Annotated in this window: 18 protein-coding genes and 2 pseudogenes; 11 read left to right on the forward strand and 9 right to left on the reverse strand. The window is 43.3% G+C overall.

What is annotated here, in order from left to right:
- Nucleotides 1-170: 170 nt before the first annotated feature.
- Genes rpoE through rseC form a run of 3 tightly spaced genes read left to right on the forward strand, consistent with a single transcriptional unit; the run spans nucleotide 171 to nucleotide 1,899 of the window.
- The gene (gene rpoE / locus CCS41_RS10660) at nucleotides 171-746 is read left to right on the forward strand and encodes an RNA polymerase sigma factor RpoE (RefSeq protein WP_072550111.1); all 576 of its coding nucleotides are present in this window, start codon (nucleotides 171-173) and stop codon (nucleotides 744-746) included.
- Between the two features lie 23 nt (nucleotides 747-769).
- Nucleotides 770-1,423 carry an RseA family anti-sigma factor gene (locus CCS41_RS10665; protein ID WP_072550112.1) on the forward strand — a complete coding sequence of 218 codons (654 nt, stop codon included), beginning with the start codon at nucleotides 770-772 and terminating at the stop codon, nucleotides 1,421-1,423.
- A gap of 32 nt (nucleotides 1,424-1,455) precedes the next feature.
- Nucleotides 1,456-1,899, forward strand: coding sequence for a SoxR-reducing system protein RseC (gene rseC / locus CCS41_RS10670; protein WP_072550113.1), 444 nt, complete (start codon nucleotides 1,456-1,458; stop codon nucleotides 1,897-1,899).
- A gap of 105 nt (nucleotides 1,900-2,004) precedes the next feature.
- Here the strand turns inward: rseC and CCS41_RS10675 are convergent, their stop codons facing one another.
- Nucleotides 2,005-2,421, reverse strand: coding sequence for a hypothetical protein (locus CCS41_RS10675; RefSeq protein ID WP_072550114.1), 417 nt, complete (start codon nucleotides 2,419-2,421; stop codon nucleotides 2,005-2,007).
- A 535-nt stretch (nucleotides 2,422-2,956) separates the two neighbouring features.
- On the opposite strand from CCS41_RS10675, the gene CCS41_RS15710 reads away from it, so the two are divergent.
- The 3 genes and pseudogenes from CCS41_RS15710 (at nucleotide 2,957) to thiD (ending at nucleotide 4,557) form a co-directional block, all read left to right on the forward strand.
- Nucleotides 2,957-3,112, forward strand: coding sequence for a DUF5993 family protein (locus tag CCS41_RS15710; RefSeq protein ID WP_162860059.1), 156 nt, complete (start codon nucleotides 2,957-2,959; stop codon nucleotides 3,110-3,112).
- An 18-nt stretch (nucleotides 3,113-3,130) separates the two neighbouring features.
- Nucleotides 3,131-3,691 (forward strand): disulfide bond formation protein B, encoded by a 561-nt coding sequence (locus CCS41_RS10680; protein ID WP_072550115.1) that lies wholly within the window; start codon nucleotides 3,131-3,133, stop codon nucleotides 3,689-3,691.
- 51 nt (nucleotides 3,692-3,742) lie between these two features.
- A pseudogene (gene thiD, locus CCS41_RS10685) lies at nucleotides 3,743-4,557 on the forward strand (bifunctional hydroxymethylpyrimidine kinase/phosphomethylpyrimidine kinase).
- A gap of 205 nt (nucleotides 4,558-4,762) precedes the next feature.
- Here the strand turns inward: thiD and CCS41_RS10690 are convergent.
- The 8 genes and pseudogenes from CCS41_RS10690 to CCS41_RS17260 form a co-directional block, all read right to left on the reverse strand.
- A complete protein-coding gene (locus CCS41_RS10690) occupies nucleotides 4,763-5,263 on the reverse strand; it encodes a DUF2165 family protein (protein WP_072550116.1) in 501 nt (166 codons plus the stop codon).
- Nucleotides 5,264-5,729: 466 nt separating this feature from the next.
- Nucleotides 5,730-6,744, reverse strand: a pseudogene (locus tag CCS41_RS10695) (IS630 family transposase).
- Between the two features lie 126 nt (nucleotides 6,745-6,870).
- Nucleotides 6,871-7,056, reverse strand: a complete 186-nt coding sequence (locus CCS41_RS10700) for a hypothetical protein (protein WP_119797565.1) — start codon at nucleotides 7,054-7,056, stop codon at nucleotides 6,871-6,873.
- 286 nt (nucleotides 7,057-7,342) lie between these two features.
- Nucleotides 7,343-7,933, reverse strand: a complete 591-nt coding sequence (locus CCS41_RS10710; RefSeq protein WP_119797566.1) for a transposase — start codon at nucleotides 7,931-7,933, stop codon at nucleotides 7,343-7,345.
- A complete protein-coding gene (locus tag CCS41_RS10715; RefSeq protein ID WP_119797567.1) occupies nucleotides 7,900-8,709 on the reverse strand; it encodes an IS4/Tn5 family transposase DNA-binding protein in 810 nt (269 codons plus the stop codon). The genes CCS41_RS10710 and CCS41_RS10715 overlap by 34 nt, the downstream gene beginning before the upstream one ends.
- Complete coding sequence (locus CCS41_RS10720; RefSeq protein WP_119797568.1) at nucleotides 8,706-9,137, reverse strand: transposase; 432 nt, start codon at nucleotides 9,135-9,137, stop codon at nucleotides 8,706-8,708. The genes CCS41_RS10715 and CCS41_RS10720 overlap by 4 nt, the downstream gene beginning before the upstream one ends.
- Nucleotides 9,061-9,255: an IS630 transposase-related protein gene (locus CCS41_RS17255; RefSeq protein WP_119797569.1), complete on the reverse strand. Its 195-nt coding sequence runs from the start codon at nucleotides 9,253-9,255 to the stop codon at nucleotides 9,061-9,063. The genes CCS41_RS10720 and CCS41_RS17255 overlap by 77 nt, the downstream gene beginning before the upstream one ends.
- A complete protein-coding gene (locus CCS41_RS17260; RefSeq protein WP_119797570.1) occupies nucleotides 9,246-9,425 on the reverse strand; it encodes an IS630 transposase-related protein in 180 nt (59 codons plus the stop codon). Before CCS41_RS17260 ends, CCS41_RS17255 begins: the two co-directional genes overlap by 10 nt.
- 197 nt (nucleotides 9,426-9,622) lie before the next feature.
- Here CCS41_RS17260 and CCS41_RS10735 point away from each other — a divergent pair, with 197 nt between their 5' ends.
- From CCS41_RS10735 to recC, 5 genes are all read left to right on the forward strand, one after another.
- Nucleotides 9,623-10,117, forward strand: a complete 495-nt coding sequence (locus CCS41_RS10735; RefSeq protein WP_072551125.1) for a prepilin peptidase-dependent protein — start codon at nucleotides 9,623-9,625, stop codon at nucleotides 10,115-10,117.
- A 448-nt stretch (nucleotides 10,118-10,565) separates the two neighbouring features.
- Nucleotides 10,566-11,180 carry a prepilin peptidase-dependent protein gene (locus CCS41_RS10740; protein ID WP_072551124.1) on the forward strand — a complete coding sequence of 205 codons (615 nt, stop codon included), beginning with the start codon at nucleotides 10,566-10,568 and terminating at the stop codon, nucleotides 11,178-11,180.
- A complete protein-coding gene (locus tag CCS41_RS10745) occupies nucleotides 11,177-11,716 on the forward strand; it encodes a YgdB family protein (RefSeq protein ID WP_072551123.1) in 540 nt (179 codons plus the stop codon). The genes CCS41_RS10740 and CCS41_RS10745 overlap by 4 nt, the downstream gene beginning before the upstream one ends.
- Complete coding sequence (locus tag CCS41_RS10750) at nucleotides 11,716-12,141, forward strand: prepilin-type N-terminal cleavage/methylation domain-containing protein (protein WP_338025028.1); 426 nt, start codon at nucleotides 11,716-11,718, stop codon at nucleotides 12,139-12,141. The genes CCS41_RS10745 and CCS41_RS10750 overlap by 1 nt, the downstream gene beginning before the upstream one ends.
- 65 nt (nucleotides 12,142-12,206) lie before the next feature.
- Entirely contained in the window at nucleotides 12,207-15,587 is a 3,381-nt protein-coding gene (gene recC, locus CCS41_RS10755) for an exodeoxyribonuclease V subunit gamma (RefSeq protein ID WP_119797571.1), read from the forward strand.
- Nucleotides 15,588-16,089 lie beyond the last annotated feature (502 nt).

Here is a 16,089-nt window from a genome sequence, read left to right on the forward strand (position 1 = left end):
GCCTACAGAAGAAAATAAAGTTTCATGTTAGCCTATTTGGTTAAGCAAAAGCTACGGATGTAGTATCCTCCAGGTAAACAGCTTCCCAACCAAGCTTGCTCAGGAAAATAATTATATGATCAATACTACTTTTTTTTACCTAGCAATAGATTTCGGGGAGTCTACCCCGAATGAGCGAGCCGTTAACAGATCAAGTATTGGTTGATCGGGTACAACAAGGGGATCAACGAGCATTCAACCTACTGGTCATCCGTTACCAGCATAAGGTTGCTAGTTTGATGTCCCGATACGTTCCACTGGGGGATATACCCGACGTAGTACAGGAGTCTTTTATTAAAGCCTATCGTGCGTTAGAGTCATTCCGCGGTGAAAGCGCTTTTTATACATGGTTGTACCGCATAGCAGTGAATACGGCGAAGAACCATCTGATTTCTCAGGGACGACGTCCTCCTTCAAGTGATGTCGATGTCAATGAGGCTGAATATTACGAAAATTCATCCGCATTAAAAGAAATATCGAACCCTGAGAACTTAATATTGTCCGAGGAGTTGGAGCAGACGGTTTTTCGAACCATCGCATCACTGCCAGCAGATCTCCGTATGGCGATTATGCTTCGTGAGTTAGAGGGTTTAAGCTATGAGGAAATAGCGACCATTATGGATTGCCCGGTTGGTACCGTCCGTTCACGTATTTTCCGGGCTAGGGAAACTATCGATAACAAAATTCAGCCACTAATCCAGCAGTAGTGGATATGCAAAGGTATTTAATCATGCAGAAAGAAAAGCTTTCCGCCTTGATGGATGGAGAAATTCTCGATACTAAGCTGATAGATTCTTTATTAAAGGATGACGAACTTCAGCAACGTTGGCAACGTTACCACATGATCCGTGGTGTTCTACGCAGAGATCAGGCCGTGGGCGCGATGCTGCATATAGATATTGCCCATTCCGTTGCGCAGGTGATTAAAATCGTCGACGCGCAAGAAGGAGAAAAAGCGACCGTTGTGCCTTTGAACCCTGCTGGTGTGCCTGAACATCAACCACGACCATCCGGCTGGCATTGGCAAAAAGTTTGCCCCTGGGCAAGCCAGTTGACTCAAGTTGCCGTGGCCGCCTGCGTTTGCCTGGCGGTAGTTGTCGGTGTTCAACAATATAGCCAACAACGTAATCAACCGGCAATGTTAAATTTACAACCAGAATCTCCAGTATTTAATACTTTGCCAATGATGGGAGGTAAAGCTTCACCGGTTAGTTTCGGTGTTCCTGTCGATGGAACTTTTGGCGATAGCCAACAACAACAAGTACAAAAACAACGTAAACGTGTGGAACAAGGATTTGGGTTGGACCAACACATACCCTTTGTCAGGCTGGAGCCGTTACCGACCTCTGTTCATGCCCCTGACACTCAATTGGCAACACAATAGATCTCGCAAAAGGTTCATTTGAAGGTTTAAGTATGATGAAAGAATGGGCTACAGTGATATCATGGCAACAAGGGATGGCCTTGCTAAGTTACCAACCGCGTACAGGATGCAAGCGCTGCAATTCATCGGGGGGGTGTGGAAAAGCACTGTTGGATGAGTTTTTTTCACGGCCGGAACATCGACTGCAGATACCGATAGCGCAGGCTTTGCAACCAGGTCAGCGAGTAGAGGTCGGTATCCGTGGAAGCAGTGTATTACGTTCTGCTTTGCTCATTTACCTGACACCTTTATTGGGCTTAATTATCGGCGCTACTGTTTGTCAGGCTTCATTTTCCAACGATGCTATTGCTGCTTTGGGTGCGCTCATTGGCGGTGTCGGTTGTTTTACAGTGGCTCGCCGATTTGCAGAAAAAATAGCTACCAGTAGTACCTATCGACCGGTGATACTGCAAATCGGTTCACCACCCAAGTCATAACTTCTTGTGAAACCGTAGCACCCCATATAATAAACATGTTGAGATCATTTATGACGAAGTGTCAGTGAATGTAACAGGTTTCGAATTAGTAATAAGACCTCAACTTCAATGGGCACTGGGCACCATAGCGGGTTTCGTTTCTTTCGGGCGCAATGTATACATACCACCGTGGAAAGGATCGACTACCAGCCATCCAATCAAACCACCAAACAGGACGTTGCTACCAATATACCAGCCGTTTACACTGGCTCTAATGGGTAAAGTTGTGGGTTGGTATTTGTCTTTTGAAAAAGTAATTTGATAGTTTCTCTTACCAAAGTAACTACCATCAGATTTTTCCAGTGTCACTCCCTGAGGTGTCGTTCCTTGTGCCACTAACTGGCCTGTCTCATCCTTTATTGCAAAGTGAGCACCTGCTGGATCACTGTTAACCTGAACCAATTGCGTATCCTTACCGACTATTGTCGCACAGCCGCTTAACATCACTGCTGAAACCATCGCTAAAATACTCCATTTTTTCATCTATCGTTCCTCAATAAAAAAATAAACCTTTGCTAGAAACCTCTTTCCACAAGAAAAAAACCAACCTAAAGCCAGTTTTAAAGGTAAACGAATTGCAACCTATTACTTAACTTGTAGTCATTAAAAAAACAGACATTCCAATTGCCTCGTACTTTTGCCCCAAGCTTAGTCCCATACAGAAAAGCTGCCGCACTCTAAAATAATCACTTCCTCATGTCAAAAAAAACACAGTGCGGCCTGTTTACAGAGATGACAATTCATCATGATTTTATACTCCGTCATCATCCACGGTCAGTGTTAAGACAAAGTAGAGCTCATGCCACTCAGTAATGTCACATAAACTCCAGGAAACCATTCGACATCGTCATAGGCGATGCTCAGACAAGGAAAATTGGCGAAAAAACGTAGTTACACCACGCATGTTGAGATCATTTTCGATGAAGTATCAGCGGGTGTAATAGCTTTCTAATAAGCGTCAATATTTTCTACTATACTCGGGAGATAAATTTGCAATCAGTTGATAAGGAATAACCTGATGATGGCGTTACCATTTCTGTTCTATGCCGGTGGACTGGTTTTCATTCTAAATGGGAAACGACGAGCTGCACTTTTCTTCTGGTTGATCGCCACTGTGTTAACTCTCGTCCTATTCCGGTTACATACTTCTGGTTCACTTAATGTCCCCCTCTGAGTATAAAAGGAATGCACGATGTCACCTTCTGTTGCATGCAAATTAAATCTGCTCGGACTTAGCACAATTGGCGTTGTATTGCTAATCGCATTCATTGACCAAATTATTTTTCACGATATTCCCTGCCCGCTTTGCTTGTTGCAACGTATTGGGTTTGCCGGTGTAGGGATAGGATTGGCTCTTAATATACGCTTTGGCCCACGACCCAGCCATTATGCTCTAACAATTCTGAGTGCTGTCGTTGGTACCATTATCTCTGGCCGGCAAATTTTGTTGCATATTATCCCAGGGACAGGTGCATATGGTCATATTATCCTCGGTATGCATTTTTATACATGGGCATTTATCCTGTTTTCAGTGATTATCATAGGAGCTGCCGTGATGCTGTTTTTCGACTGTCAATTTTCTGATAACAGATTTTTTGATAACACTGAGTCTATCCCCATACTGAATAAAACGGGTCGGGTAATCATAGTAGTTTTTGCGCTATTGGTATTCTGTAATGCAGTTTCCACTGTTTTTGAATGCGCTGGTGGCCTATGCGCCGCAAATCCAGTAAAGTACCAGTTAATTCAATAAAGAGTACTGACACAGCGAATTTCATAGACACATGATGGAGACCTCGATCCTTTGAAACGCATCAACGCGCTCACCATTGCAGGAACCGACCCTAGTGGTGGTGCTGGCATTCAGGCAGATCTAAAAACTTTTTCTGCGTTACGAGCCTATGGCACCAGTGTAATCACCGCATTGGTTGCGCAAAATACCCTTGGTGTGCAAGCAATTTGTGCTGTCGATCCCCAATTTGTATCAGCCCAATTAGATTCAGTGCTAAATGATGTGCGTATCGATACCTCTAAAATAGGTATGCTGGCCAATGAATCTATCGTACGGATTGTCTCTGAAAAATTACGTGATAATTCCCTTGGTTTTGTGGTACTGGACACCGTGATGTTGGCTAAAAGTGGTGATCCGTTATTGCCGCTAACGGCCGTAGAAGCCATCAAGCAATATCTGTTACCACAGGTCTCCCTGGTGACGCCAAATATGCCGGAAGCCGCGATATTGCTGGATTGTCCAATTGCGCAAAATGAAAAGCAAATGAAAAGCAAATGTGTGAACAGGGGCAGAGATTATTGGATTTAGGATGCAAAAACGTATTAATAAAAGGAGGTCATCTAAATAGCGACGAAAGCCCTGACTGGTTATTTACCAGCGAAGGAGGTGAATACCGTTTTGCTTGTGCTCGGGTGAAAACGCGTCATACACATGGTACGGGTTGTACTTTATCGGCAGCATTAGCAGCATTACGGCCCAGGCATGATAATTGGCAAGATAGTGTCCAAATAGCTAAAGATTACCTACAACAGGCATTGTTACAGGCAGACAGTCTAGAGGTCGGCAAAGGGATTGGCCCGGTACATCATTTTCATCATTGGTGGTAGTAGTGGTGCCAGAATCCATTATAAATTTTCATGAGATGCTGCCTAATCAAGAAACAAATATTTTTTAGTCATTTTTAGGGGGACGTTTTGCATTAGCTTGTGCGAAAAAATCGCTTAGAGGCCCTTCTATCTTCTATGGCGCGCATTGTTGCTTAATAAGCAACAAGCCACTATTAGGCAACAAGTCTATGGAAACACGCCTTTTTCATAAAGAAATATCTCTATCCCTCTGATTGATGTAAATCAACACCCCGAGTACGCTCATGTAAAACCGGAATGCCGCTTCTTGCCCCTTCCATTCACGTGATTGCCACATTAAAAACCATTCGCTACCTATCACCATAAAGCCAAAAAACCAGACCGACATTGCCATTGTCGCGCCGACATAAATCCACTTTTTTGCGTGATGGAATACCTCTGCCGTACCATAGCGTGCGCGCCAAAGCGCCAGACTACCCATCAGAAAAAATAGACAGATTAAACCTTCTCCAGCGATGATTAACCAATAGCTAAAATGCCATAGACTCTCGCTAGTGATAGCACGGTACATTAGTGTATTGTTCGGAAAAGTCGTATCCATACTTAACACATGTTGCACAAAAGCATAATTGGTACGGTAGTCAAGAATGTTATTCAATGTGATCATAAAAGCGAACGAAACAATCATTAACGCCATCACTATTTTTGAAAAGCGGACGGTCTTCATAATGCATTCTCCATGGTGTCGTTTTTTTGATTTGTTTATAGGGTTCTAGATGTCACTAAGCCCAGAAAGCACACGCTGGAAAAACCCCTTATGAAATGTTAAAAACTAAGCTCGATTTTTGTAATGGCTCAAACTCATCCCAGTCATGTACTACCTGTACACTCCTGGGATTCGATTAATTGCCGCCTTGCCACTCGAAATTCATTGGGTATCTGTCATCCTTAATTTCTTCCAGTGATGAATAAATTTTACGCCGAAACATCACTTTATAGCACTCATTTTTCATCGTCTTATGAAACTCCACAAGTGCAGCCTAACCTCCCTGCTCATAAAGTTTTTTAAACCGATAATACAGTCGTTATGTATTCCGTGCTTATCCTAATGAGCGATATTTTATATCAATCTATTCTTATTTCCGTAATTTGTGTGGTTATTTGCCATCTATTTTATATATACCCAAGTGAAATCAAGATGCAGGATTTAGCGCCTGGAAATTATCGTTTAAGCGAGATACCAGAGAACTTGCCATTTGTGGTAGCTTCACTTCAAAGAAGTTTAAGATATCGTTCTTAAAACTCTGTTTAGATGGGTAATATCTATTGTTTCGTGTTTGCTCATTCATCACCTTCCACAATCGCTCTATCGAGTTTAGATTCGGGCTATACGGCGGAAGGTAATGAAGCTGGATATTCAACGTAAGCGCGGCGTCTTGCACAAGCTGTGAACGGTGATAGCCTGCACCCTCGAGGATCACATGTGCCGTTGTCGTGATGGGATAATGCGCGCGAATGGCAGACAGGAAGTGAACCACATTTTCGCTGTTAATCGTCTCATCATCACGGATTATGGGGTTAGCCACATTCTGGATGTTCAAGGCTCCCATGATATTCAACCGCGTTCTGCTCCCGGTGGTCTCTATCGTTTTATCCTGGCCTTTTCGTATCCAGCCGTAGCTTATTTTGGTGGCTTGTGTCGGATGAACGGCATCAATAAACAGTATGGGGTCATTACCCGCGGCGTCTTTCAATTCGCTGTAGGTCTTTATAAATTGCTGCTGTTTCTCAACGGCAAATTTATGCGGAACACCTTTCGGCTTTTTATAGCTAAAGCCATGCTGCTTCAACCCTTTATACAGACCTGATACGGTAAAGGTGATGTTCCAGCGATATACGCCACAATTTGGTGATTGTGGTGGTAGAGCTGCTGGGTGAGATGTTCAACCAGCGACGTGGTCTGTTCCGCATTGAGATAGCCATCGGAGCCGCCATTTTCAGGTTTGAGCTTGTTGAGTTTATGATAGTCTGTAAGGTGGCGCCGCACCGTGGTTTCATTAATGAGCTGTGAGTGAGCAATCATAGGGGAGTCCAGCCGTCTGCGGACAACAAAACACACCGGATCCTGTCACAGACACGGCGGTCATGGCTTTGACGATGTTGGGCTTCGAGGGTAATTTTCTGGTCAGCAGTCAGCTCTATTTTCATGGCTATGAGCATGATCCTTATCGACTTCAAAATCAAGCATCTTCATTGATCACGGGTATAAACCGTCTGATGACAGAAAACATCATCCTACATACAGTAAAATTCATAGGAAGGTATTTGTCTTAATCAGGCTACTTTTATACTGGCCGCATTTTTCCTGGTGTATATATCACCAATGTAGGTCACATCGCCACACTCTACTTGATTAGGCGTATAACAAGCTTCTTTACCCGTGAATTTATAACGATGCCGGCGTTGCTTGCTTTCTATGCCTGCCTCACGCACCAACTGAGCTGTTTTGTAACGTCTCACAGACTCTCCTTCCTGTTTATGGCTGAACGACATAATAATGATTATGCACTATATTGAGAGAATAAGGCGTCAAGGCTGCAATTTAAGTTCCTTCTTTTGCTCTTGGCTTGTGCCCATTGATGTTCAATGGGATTGAGAGCTCACTTTTACCCACAATTTTTGTTATTAAGAATAATGAACAATCTCACATTTTCTTGCAGGATCTCATACCCTCGCCAAAGCGACATTATTCCCGGTAAACCCTCGGCACGTCGGTTAAGAAATCCTCCCAATTGACCCAGCCATGTTATTGCCTGAAGCACTGTGGGGGATGCTCGGGAAGGCGGCTTGTTGTCTGTATTCTACAATACAACGTTTGCCATTCTATCTTTGACAACACATCGGTGCAGGTAGCCTCAGGAGACAACGCTGCCATTTTGGTCATATACATCAGTTTGAAGGCGATAATGCTTTTGAGGGTGATCATTTTCGTTAGTTTGGTTGCCGTATTTAAACGACATTGTTCAACACAACATCCTGATTTCAGTGTTTTGAAGAACTCTTCTATCTTCCATCTCAATCTATACCAATTAACTTTCTCTTCTGCTTCAAAGGCGTCAGTGGCCGTCAAATTGGTCAATAATACCCATTCGACAGGCGCTACTCCTTCTGGAGGAGGCTGTTCTTTAACACTGATGGCAGATACGTGAACCTTTTCATGGATATGCCGTGAAGCGTCTTTATTGGTAGGCCCATAAACTAGATTATTTCTAATGGGGAGCCAGCCTGAAATGGAGCGAATATCCACATAAGCCGTTCTTGCTACCCTTTGCTGATTTTTGGGCAGGGTGAGTGCTATGGTTTTTAAAATCGGCGTCTTTGACAAGGCGGTTTGCACCGTTGTTTTTTCCCCTTTTCATCGATAAATTTTCTGTCTTTCCGGTTGCGGATAATAAAAAATGTTTTTAGTGAGCTTGCAACCCGAAAAAGTTCGAAAATATCCGCTTCTCTGTCTCCCAGCGTGATTAAGCAGGTATCTTTGGGTATCAGCGCCGCCGTCTCGTAGAGGGTCTCTATCCACTTAATACTTTCTTTCTCTTTCATTGTCGATTGATAAAGCCGCCGCTGTTTTTCCTGAGGCGTTTCCTCTCGGGAAACACGTGACCCGCATTTAAGCGAGGATAACCCAAGCGGCAAGCCCTCCTGAGTTACCATCAAACTTGCATGAAGCATCAACCCCATTTTATGTTTGTGATAGGCTTTAGATATACTTCCCAACCCCTCTGTCTTTTTATGTGAGTCAAAGTTCAACTCTGATCTGTCCTGAAGAGAAAAAACCAGTGAATGCCCCTCCAGACGTTTTTGTGTTTGCACACAATGTGTACGGAATAGCGCGCTCTCGCTCACTCTCTCATTGCTAAAAAATCGATAAGCTCCTTTGGCCTGTGACCAGGAGCCATGACAGCTTGGGTAAATTGAACCTGACGCTTTTGATGATAATAAGCCCGCTGTTTCAAAAAAACGCTCTTTAAGGCGTTTATCTCCGAAATCAATTTGATGAAATTCTTCCCGGATCCACTCATTCCCATTACCCGTTACTGTTTTCATGTGCCTGTTTCCTGATTTAACTATTGACTCTACCAATAATTCAATTTCACCTGAATCATTTTTCATTCAACAGTGAGATATTCAATCCGATGCCCGGTTTTACTGATAGCCTGCTGAATGTCGAGACGTTTGTGGAAACTGGCGTTATCCATCACGATGACACAATGAGGAGGAAGAGTAGGCAAAAGGCGCTGGGTAACCCAGGCGTAAAAAACATCACTGTTAATGGAACAAAAAAATAAGCCGACCGCCATCAGGACGGTTCCCAGTAACGCGCCAATGACATTTGTTCGGCCCTTAGCCTGCCAATCCTGGGTACCCCAACAGCGTTGACCTCGTGCAGCATAACCGTGGGTTCGTGGCCTATCGTGTGCGAAACCGCTTTCATCCAGATAAACGACCGGTTTTCCCTGCTTTTTATAGCAGGCTATCGTGTCCTGGAAGGTGCGCCGTGTCTCTTCGTCTGCCTTGGGATGACGCAGGGTTTTTTTTATAGGTGACGCCCAGGTTTTTCAGTGCCTGCCAAATGGCTTTCTGGCACACCTGAAAGCGCGACGCCCGTTCCCGTTGGTAAGCATCGGGATAAAGTGCAACATCTTCAGCTAACGCCACTTTATCAAGCTTACGCCGACGGGGGAAGAAGGTTTAACCTCGATACGACTGAGCCAGCGGGTAACGGAAGCTGAACCAATGTGGAAGCGTTTAGCGGTCTCTCTGATACTCAAGTTTTCTTGCTCTCGAATACCCAGAACTTTACGGCGAAAATCGACAGAGTGGCTCATCGCTAACTCCCTGTTAAATAATTTAGCTATACATTGTAATCAAAATTAATACGTTACGCTATAAGTGCTGCCGATAGTGTGACTCCACTCGCAAATAGGTAATCTACTATTGAAAACTCACTGAATAATTTGCGAGTGGTTTCCACACCTTCATTTTCAGCACTAGCGTTGAAATGTATACGATCTAAACTCGAACTATGAAATCTCCCATTGCAATAAAACAACAGGGCGTCAGCCTGATCGAATTACTTCTCGTCATGTTTCTGGTGGGTTTAATGGTGACGTGGGGAAGGCAGGGTTGGTATCGTCATCAACAACGAGAACAGTTGGTGACTAACGCCCAGCAACTGTTAGCTTTCCTGACCCGGATTAAAGCTGATGCTGACTGGCATAATCATACTATTTTGTTGTGGGTGCAACATTCTGGTCGTGGGTGTCTTGGCAGTAGAGAAATATTAGCAGCGGCCTGTGAAGGAAGAACGGATAACGTCTTTATTCCATCTGGAAATATTTCATTGAGTGCGACTGCGCAAAATGAGATGGGGTTTTATGGTCGGCGTAACACGGCGCAACCGGGTCATTTTACTCTCGTCAATTCAGCCGGGCGTATCCAGTTGGTCATATCAAACCGAGGCAGGATGAGGTTGTGCAGTGAAGATAAATCGATAGCAGGTATCGGAAGATGTCATTAGACTTCTTACATAGCCGTTGTTCGTTATGGCGCACAATAGTCACTGTGTACGTCCATTTGTACCTGAAGATACTGGTTTTTGTGTTTAGAAGAATATTATCAATTTTTAATAAAAATCATAATGTTGCGTACTATTAAATAATCTAATTTTTCCAGTGTGTTGAGTAGTGATGAATATATAACTGCGCAATTTAATTTTGATTAGCACACAAAATATGAGCTACTCCGTAGATTTACTCCTCAATGTATCCGTTAGGCAATTAAAATTAAATCGTGCAGCTATGCATACGAATACATGAGGATTGCGAGCACCGCGTAACGTAAAATTCACCATGCAGGTAGTAGGTTTTGCAAGAAGTCTATTTACAACACCACAGGCACGAAAAGCGGTGGCCGCGAAGATGAAACTGAGGAAGCTGTAACTAGCCTAGAAAAGGAGCTAATTTATCATGATAGAGAAAAAATCAGATTGCATACAAATTCATCACTATCACCCCCCTATGGGGTTTACCTTACCGGAGGTCATGCTAGCGTTGAGTTTTGGCAGTTTGATTGTATTGAGCGCCGCCAAGATTTATCCACAGTTTCACAAACAAGTTGCAACCGTATATCAGCACTACCGTCTTGAGCAGGCAATGCGACAAGTTATGCTTACTATCGAAAAAGATGTACGGCGGGCTGGTTTCTGTCATCAACAGTGTTCTGGGTCTGCAATAGCCTTTAGTCAAGATCGAGGCGAAATGAAAAACTCCTGTATGATCGTTGCTTATGACCTTAATCGCAATGGTCATTGGGAGGACGAAGGACATACGAAGTCTGAATATTTTGGTTACCGATTGCGTCATGGAGCTTTAGAGGCACAGCGTGGAGAGAGAAACTGTTTTGGCAATGGTTGGGAAAAACTATTTGATCCACAAGAAATAAAAGTGACCCATTTTACCGTAACACCTGTAGGCGATCTCACATCAGGGAATCTATTTAAATTGCAACTTGCAGCGAACTCAATAAGAGATCCGGCAGTCCAGCTTGAGATAAACAGCGTAATTCATGGTAAAAATTTATGAGATCAGTTTATCAACAGGGTAGTAGTACGCTATTGGCAGTAGCGGTATTTTTTACGCTGAGTTTATTTTTGCTAATGGGACTACATCACCAATTGAATCGTGCTATGCGTATCACTCAAGACCAACAGTTCTATCTCCGAGCTTATAATCAAGCGGCTTCATCGCTAAACTGGGGGCTCAGCCACAGTTGGCCGTTGAGATTGCTACAACATAGCAGCACTGGACAGCGCGGAAAATGGCATTGTGCAATACAGCAACCCCACGGGTTGAAAGCTTGTATCAAAGCAATGATCACTTCTGGAACATTCTGGCTAAAAGGAGAAAGTGCACTGCTAAAAGGGGAAGGGTCACTGACAGGTCATAAACCTCGGAAAATTGTTTTGTACCAGCAAGTCATTTATGAAACCACGCACTCTGCCGTTATGGATATCCGGAAGAGAAATATGCCAAAAATGAATGAGCAACGGGTTATGAAGGTTACAAACCGGTGGTTAGATTTTTGTCCCGAAAAGGATGAAGAATTTTGTGTCGATTAGTGGTAACTTTTTATAATCGTGAGTGGCGGTTGCGAGTAAAACATCCGCAGCCTCGGCTAGAGGTAAAACAAATACCCGCCAAATACCAAAAGGGCTTCAGTCTACCCGAAATCGTTATTGCGGCTTTGTTATTCTCGGTATCTTTGTTGGGGCTATTACAATACCAGCAGACATTGTTACAGGGTTTCCATCGTCAACGGCAGCTCAAGCAAGCGTGGTCACTTGCTCAGCAAAACATCGAGATTCTGGCAAACGGTGATTTCCCATTTTCCGAGTCCAGACTACCAAAACCAGCCTTGGGTTGGCAATATACTCATAATGCAGATCGTATTAATGAAAGTTGCGTAAAATTAAATGTCAAAGTGATCACACCACAAAAGCAACAGGTTGAATTGAACCGTTGGCTCTGTGACACGCAGGAATAATTCAAGAGCCTGTTTGAAATCAACTGTGCGACACGTGGTATTCACCTCACCTTATGGGAGCTGTAATGTTCACGGTTTACTATTCTAATCAACTAGATATATTAAAAGAGCTGACTGCCGTACTGATAGAACACGAACCCTTGAAGGATCCCTTTCAGCAAGAGGTGATACTGGTACAAAGCCCAGGTATGGCACAATGGCTACAGATTCAGTTAGCACAACAATTCGGTATCGCGGCGAATATTCAGTTTCCTCTGCCTGCAACCTTTATTTGGGATATGTTTACCAAGGTACTGCCTGGTATTCCTAAAGAGAGTGCTTTTAGCAAAAAGGCAATGACATGGAAATTAATGTGGTTACTGCCTACTCTACTTGAGAGACCCGCTTTTGCTGCAATGCAACGTTATCTCAGTGATGACAGTGAAAAGCGAAAAATTCATCAATTGGCAACACGGGTAGCCGATCTTTTTGATCAATATTTGGTCTATCGTCCTGAATGGTTGAAAAAATGGGAAGGTGGACAGCTGATTGATGGGCTCAGTGATGTGCAACAATGGCAGGCACCTTTGTGGGCGGAATTGACGCAATATACCCGTCAGCTTAAACAACCCGAATGGCATCGAGCTAATCTTTATCAGCGTTTTATCTGCAGATTACATGAAAACGATATGTATCCCCCGGGTTTACCTAAGCGAGTGTTTATCTGTGGCATTTCTGCACTACCTCCTATCTATTTGCAAGCTTTACAAGCCTTAGGTAAGCATATTGAAATTCATTTGATGTTTACCAATCCTTGTCGCTATTTTTGGGGTGATATCCAGGATTATACTCTTCTTGCTAAGCTAGAAAGCCGCAAACGACGCCATTTTCAAGGATCTTTATCACCCAATTTATTTCGTAATCCACAGTCGGCGACTGAATTATTTAATGCTGAAGGTCAACAAAACCTCAGTAATCCCTTGCTTGCCTCTTGGGGACGATTAGGTCGAGACCATATGTATTTATTGTCACAACTTGACGATATTCAAGAGGTTCATGCCTTTGTAGATGTTGAACCCGATAACCTGTTGCATACAATGCAGCACGATATTCTAGAGCTGGAAGATCATGCCATCATTGGTGTTACTGTGGAAACCCTCACTCGTAGTGATCAAAAACGGTTATTAGATCCACAAGATCACTCAATCAGCATACATGTCTGCCATAGCCCACAGCGGGAGGTAGAAGTTTTACAGGATCAGCTACTGGGATTATTGGCAGCGGATCCACAATTGACAACACGTGACATCATTGTGATGGTGGCCGATATTGATAATTATACCCCTTATATCCAGGCCGTATTTGGTAACGCGACTACTGAGCGCTACTTATCCTTTGCTATCTCAGATCGCAAATCTAGTCAAGTTCATCCTGTGTTGCAGGCATTTATTACACTGCTTGATTTACCACAAAGTCGCTTCACTTCAGAACAAGTATTAGTGCTATTGGAAGTTGACAGTTTGGCAAAAAAATTTGGTATCGATGAAGGTGAATTACGTCACTTACGCCAATGGGTAGAGGAAGCGGGGATACGTTGGGGGTTGGATGATGATAATGTGCGGCAACTTTCTCTGCCACCAACGGGTCAGCATACCTGGAAGTTTGGATTAACCCGTATGCTTTTAGGCTATGCTATGGAGAGTAACGCCGGTGATTGGCAAGGAATATTACCTTATGATGAATCGAGTGGTTTGGCCGCTGAACTGGTTGGGCAGCTAGCAGAAATGCTCATGCAACTCAGTTCATGGCGCCAACAGCTAGCCAGCGCGCGTACTCTAGTGGCATGGTTGCCTCTATGCCAACAGTTGCTCGATACCTTCTTCGAACGTTCTGAAGATAATGAAGAGATTCTGGTATTAATAGAACAGCAATGGCAAAAAATTATCAACTATGGTACGGCAGCGCAATATCCTGACAATATATCTATCACCTTATTGCGAGACGATTTGATAGCACACTTTGATAACGAAAGGATAAGTCAGCGCTTTTTGGCGGGATCAATTAATTTTTGTACACTAATGCCAATGCGTTCAATTCCTTTTAAAATTGTCTGTTTATTAGGTATGAACGATGGGATCTACCCCAGGACAGTACCACCACTGGGCTTTGATTTAATGGCACAGCAAACACAAAGAGGTGATCGCAGCCGTCGGGATGATGATCGTTACCTTTTTCTTGAAGCATTAGTATCCGCGCAACAGCAGTTCTATATTAGTTATATTGGCAACTCTATTCAGGATAACAGTGAACGTTATCCCTCAGTCCTGGTCAGTGAACTCCTTGACTATCTAACACAAAGTTATCATCTACCGGGAGACGAAGACCTCAATGCTGATGACAGTGCTCAACGTGTGGCTCAGCATATCATCAGGTGGCATACACGAGATCCCTTTGCCGCGGACAATTTTATCATTGGCAGTGAACAACAAAGTTATGCGGCAGAATGGTTACCGGCAGCACAAACCTGTGGTCAAGCATATCCTGATTTTAATCGCCCCCTAGTGATGGAGCCACTAACTGAGTTAACTTTGGATGATTTGATGCGTTTTTACCGCCATCCAGTACGTACTTTCTTCCAATTACGCCTTGGCGTAAACTTTACGATTGAAGAAACGGAATTATCTGCTGAGGAACCTTTCACCCTGGATGATTTAGCGCGTTATCAATTTAATACTCTATTTTTGAATACCTTGATAGAACAGGAAGACATTGGCAAATTCTTTGCCCGATCCAAGGCCTCAGGTACTTTGCCTTATGGTTCTTTTGGAGAAATATACTGGCAGAGTCAGCAAAAAGAAATAGCACCGCTTGCGGAACAAATCCGCAGTGAGCGTGGTGGATATCACAGTTTGGAACTGGATATTGATATGGGAGAAACCAGATTAGTTGGCTGGCTACATCGAGTGCAAGCTGATGGATTACTCCGCTGGCGACCAACAAAATTAACGGCTGTGGATGGATTATTACTTTGGTTGGAACACCTCGTTTATTGCCTAGCTGGAGGTAATGCTGAAAGTCGGATGTATGGTTGTAAGGGAACCATTTGGCGGTTTGAGCCTTTATTGCAATCTGACGCACAACGTTACTTGCAACTTTTATATACTGGATATCAGCGAGGAATGAGCCAACCACTATTGCTATTATACAAAAGTGGTTGGACATGGCTAACACACTGTTTTGATGCAGAAACCGGACAAATTTGTTGGGATGAAAAAACACAAACTAAAGCCAAAGAAAAATTACTACAAACGTGGCAAGGCAATCTACAACAGGACACAGGGGAAAGAAAAGATCCTTATATCCAGCGTATTTTACGGGTGATGGATGACGAATATCTACAAATTATCTTGCAGGAAACCGAACGCTATTTATTGCCAATAGCTCGCCATAACCTAATTCGACGCTAGTTATTTTCATCAAATCCACCCTGGACACAGTACACTCGTCTTTTAAATTTATCAAAACCTGTTTGAAATCTTCTTGAACAACATTCAGACGAGGAAAAAATGAGCGAAAAAGCGCAGTTTACTCTTTTTGTATAACAAAAGGGAGTAAATGAGCATCTTGAGCTCGTTTTTGACAAAATATCAGACTGAAGCACAAGAAATTTCAAATAAATTTTTAAAATTATTTTATTAGATTTGTTGCCTAATGAAAATCTATGGTTTTCCAGATTTATCTTGGCCGTAGACATGAAATGAATGCTTGCTGAGGTCGGTAGTTTTGATTAGCACACAAAATATGAGCCACTCCGTATATTTATTCCTCAATGTATCCGTTAGGCAATCAAAATTAAATCGTGCAGCTATGGCGTCTGCTGTAGCTCTTCCTGCTCGAAACCCATGAGAATGTGGGTCCGCTTTGGTTTCCGAGAGGGGTTCCATGACCAACGTGCCTGCATTGCGCGGT

It is taken from the genome of Candidatus Fukatsuia symbiotica (genome assembly GCF_003122425.1).
Taxonomy (GTDB): Bacteria; Pseudomonadota; Gammaproteobacteria; order Enterobacterales; family Enterobacteriaceae; genus Fukatsuia; species Fukatsuia symbiotica.

Excerpts from the sequence above, each read along its gene's own strand:
- rseC (WP_072550113.1), top strand. The coding sequence starts at position 1,456 with ATGATGAAAGAATGGGCTACAGTGATATCATGGCAACAAGGGATGGCC.
- recC (WP_119797571.1), top strand. The coding sequence starts at position 12,207 with ATGTTCACGGTTTACTATTCTAATCAACTAGATATATTAAAAGAGCTG.
- CCS41_RS17260 (WP_119797570.1), bottom strand. The coding sequence starts at position 9,425 with ATGAGCCACTCTGTCGATTTTCGCCGTAAAGTTCTGGGTATTCGAGAG.
- CCS41_RS10735 (WP_072551125.1), top strand. The coding sequence starts at position 9,623 with ATGAAATCTCCCATTGCAATAAAACAACAGGGCGTCAGCCTGATCGAA.
- CCS41_RS15710 (WP_162860059.1), top strand. The coding sequence starts at position 2,957 with ATGATGGCGTTACCATTTCTGTTCTATGCCGGTGGACTGGTTTTCATT.
- CCS41_RS10715 (WP_119797567.1), bottom strand. The coding sequence starts at position 8,709 with ATGAAAAATGATTCAGGTGAAATTGAATTATTGGTAGAGTCAATAGTT.
- CCS41_RS10665 (WP_072550112.1), top strand. The coding sequence starts at position 770 with ATGCAGAAAGAAAAGCTTTCCGCCTTGATGGATGGAGAAATTCTCGAT.
- rpoE (WP_072550111.1), top strand. The coding sequence starts at position 171 with ATGAGCGAGCCGTTAACAGATCAAGTATTGGTTGATCGGGTACAACAA.
- CCS41_RS10680 (WP_072550115.1), top strand. The coding sequence starts at position 3,131 with ATGTCACCTTCTGTTGCATGCAAATTAAATCTGCTCGGACTTAGCACA.
- CCS41_RS10740 (WP_072551124.1), top strand. The coding sequence starts at position 10,566 with ATGATAGAGAAAAAATCAGATTGCATACAAATTCATCACTATCACCCC.
- CCS41_RS10675 (WP_072550114.1), bottom strand. The coding sequence starts at position 2,421 with ATGAAAAAATGGAGTATTTTAGCGATGGTTTCAGCAGTGATGTTAAGC.
- CCS41_RS10690 (WP_072550116.1), bottom strand. The coding sequence starts at position 5,263 with ATGAAGACCGTCCGCTTTTCAAAAATAGTGATGGCGTTAATGATTGTT.
- CCS41_RS10745 (WP_072551123.1), top strand. The coding sequence starts at position 11,177 with ATGAGATCAGTTTATCAACAGGGTAGTAGTACGCTATTGGCAGTAGCG.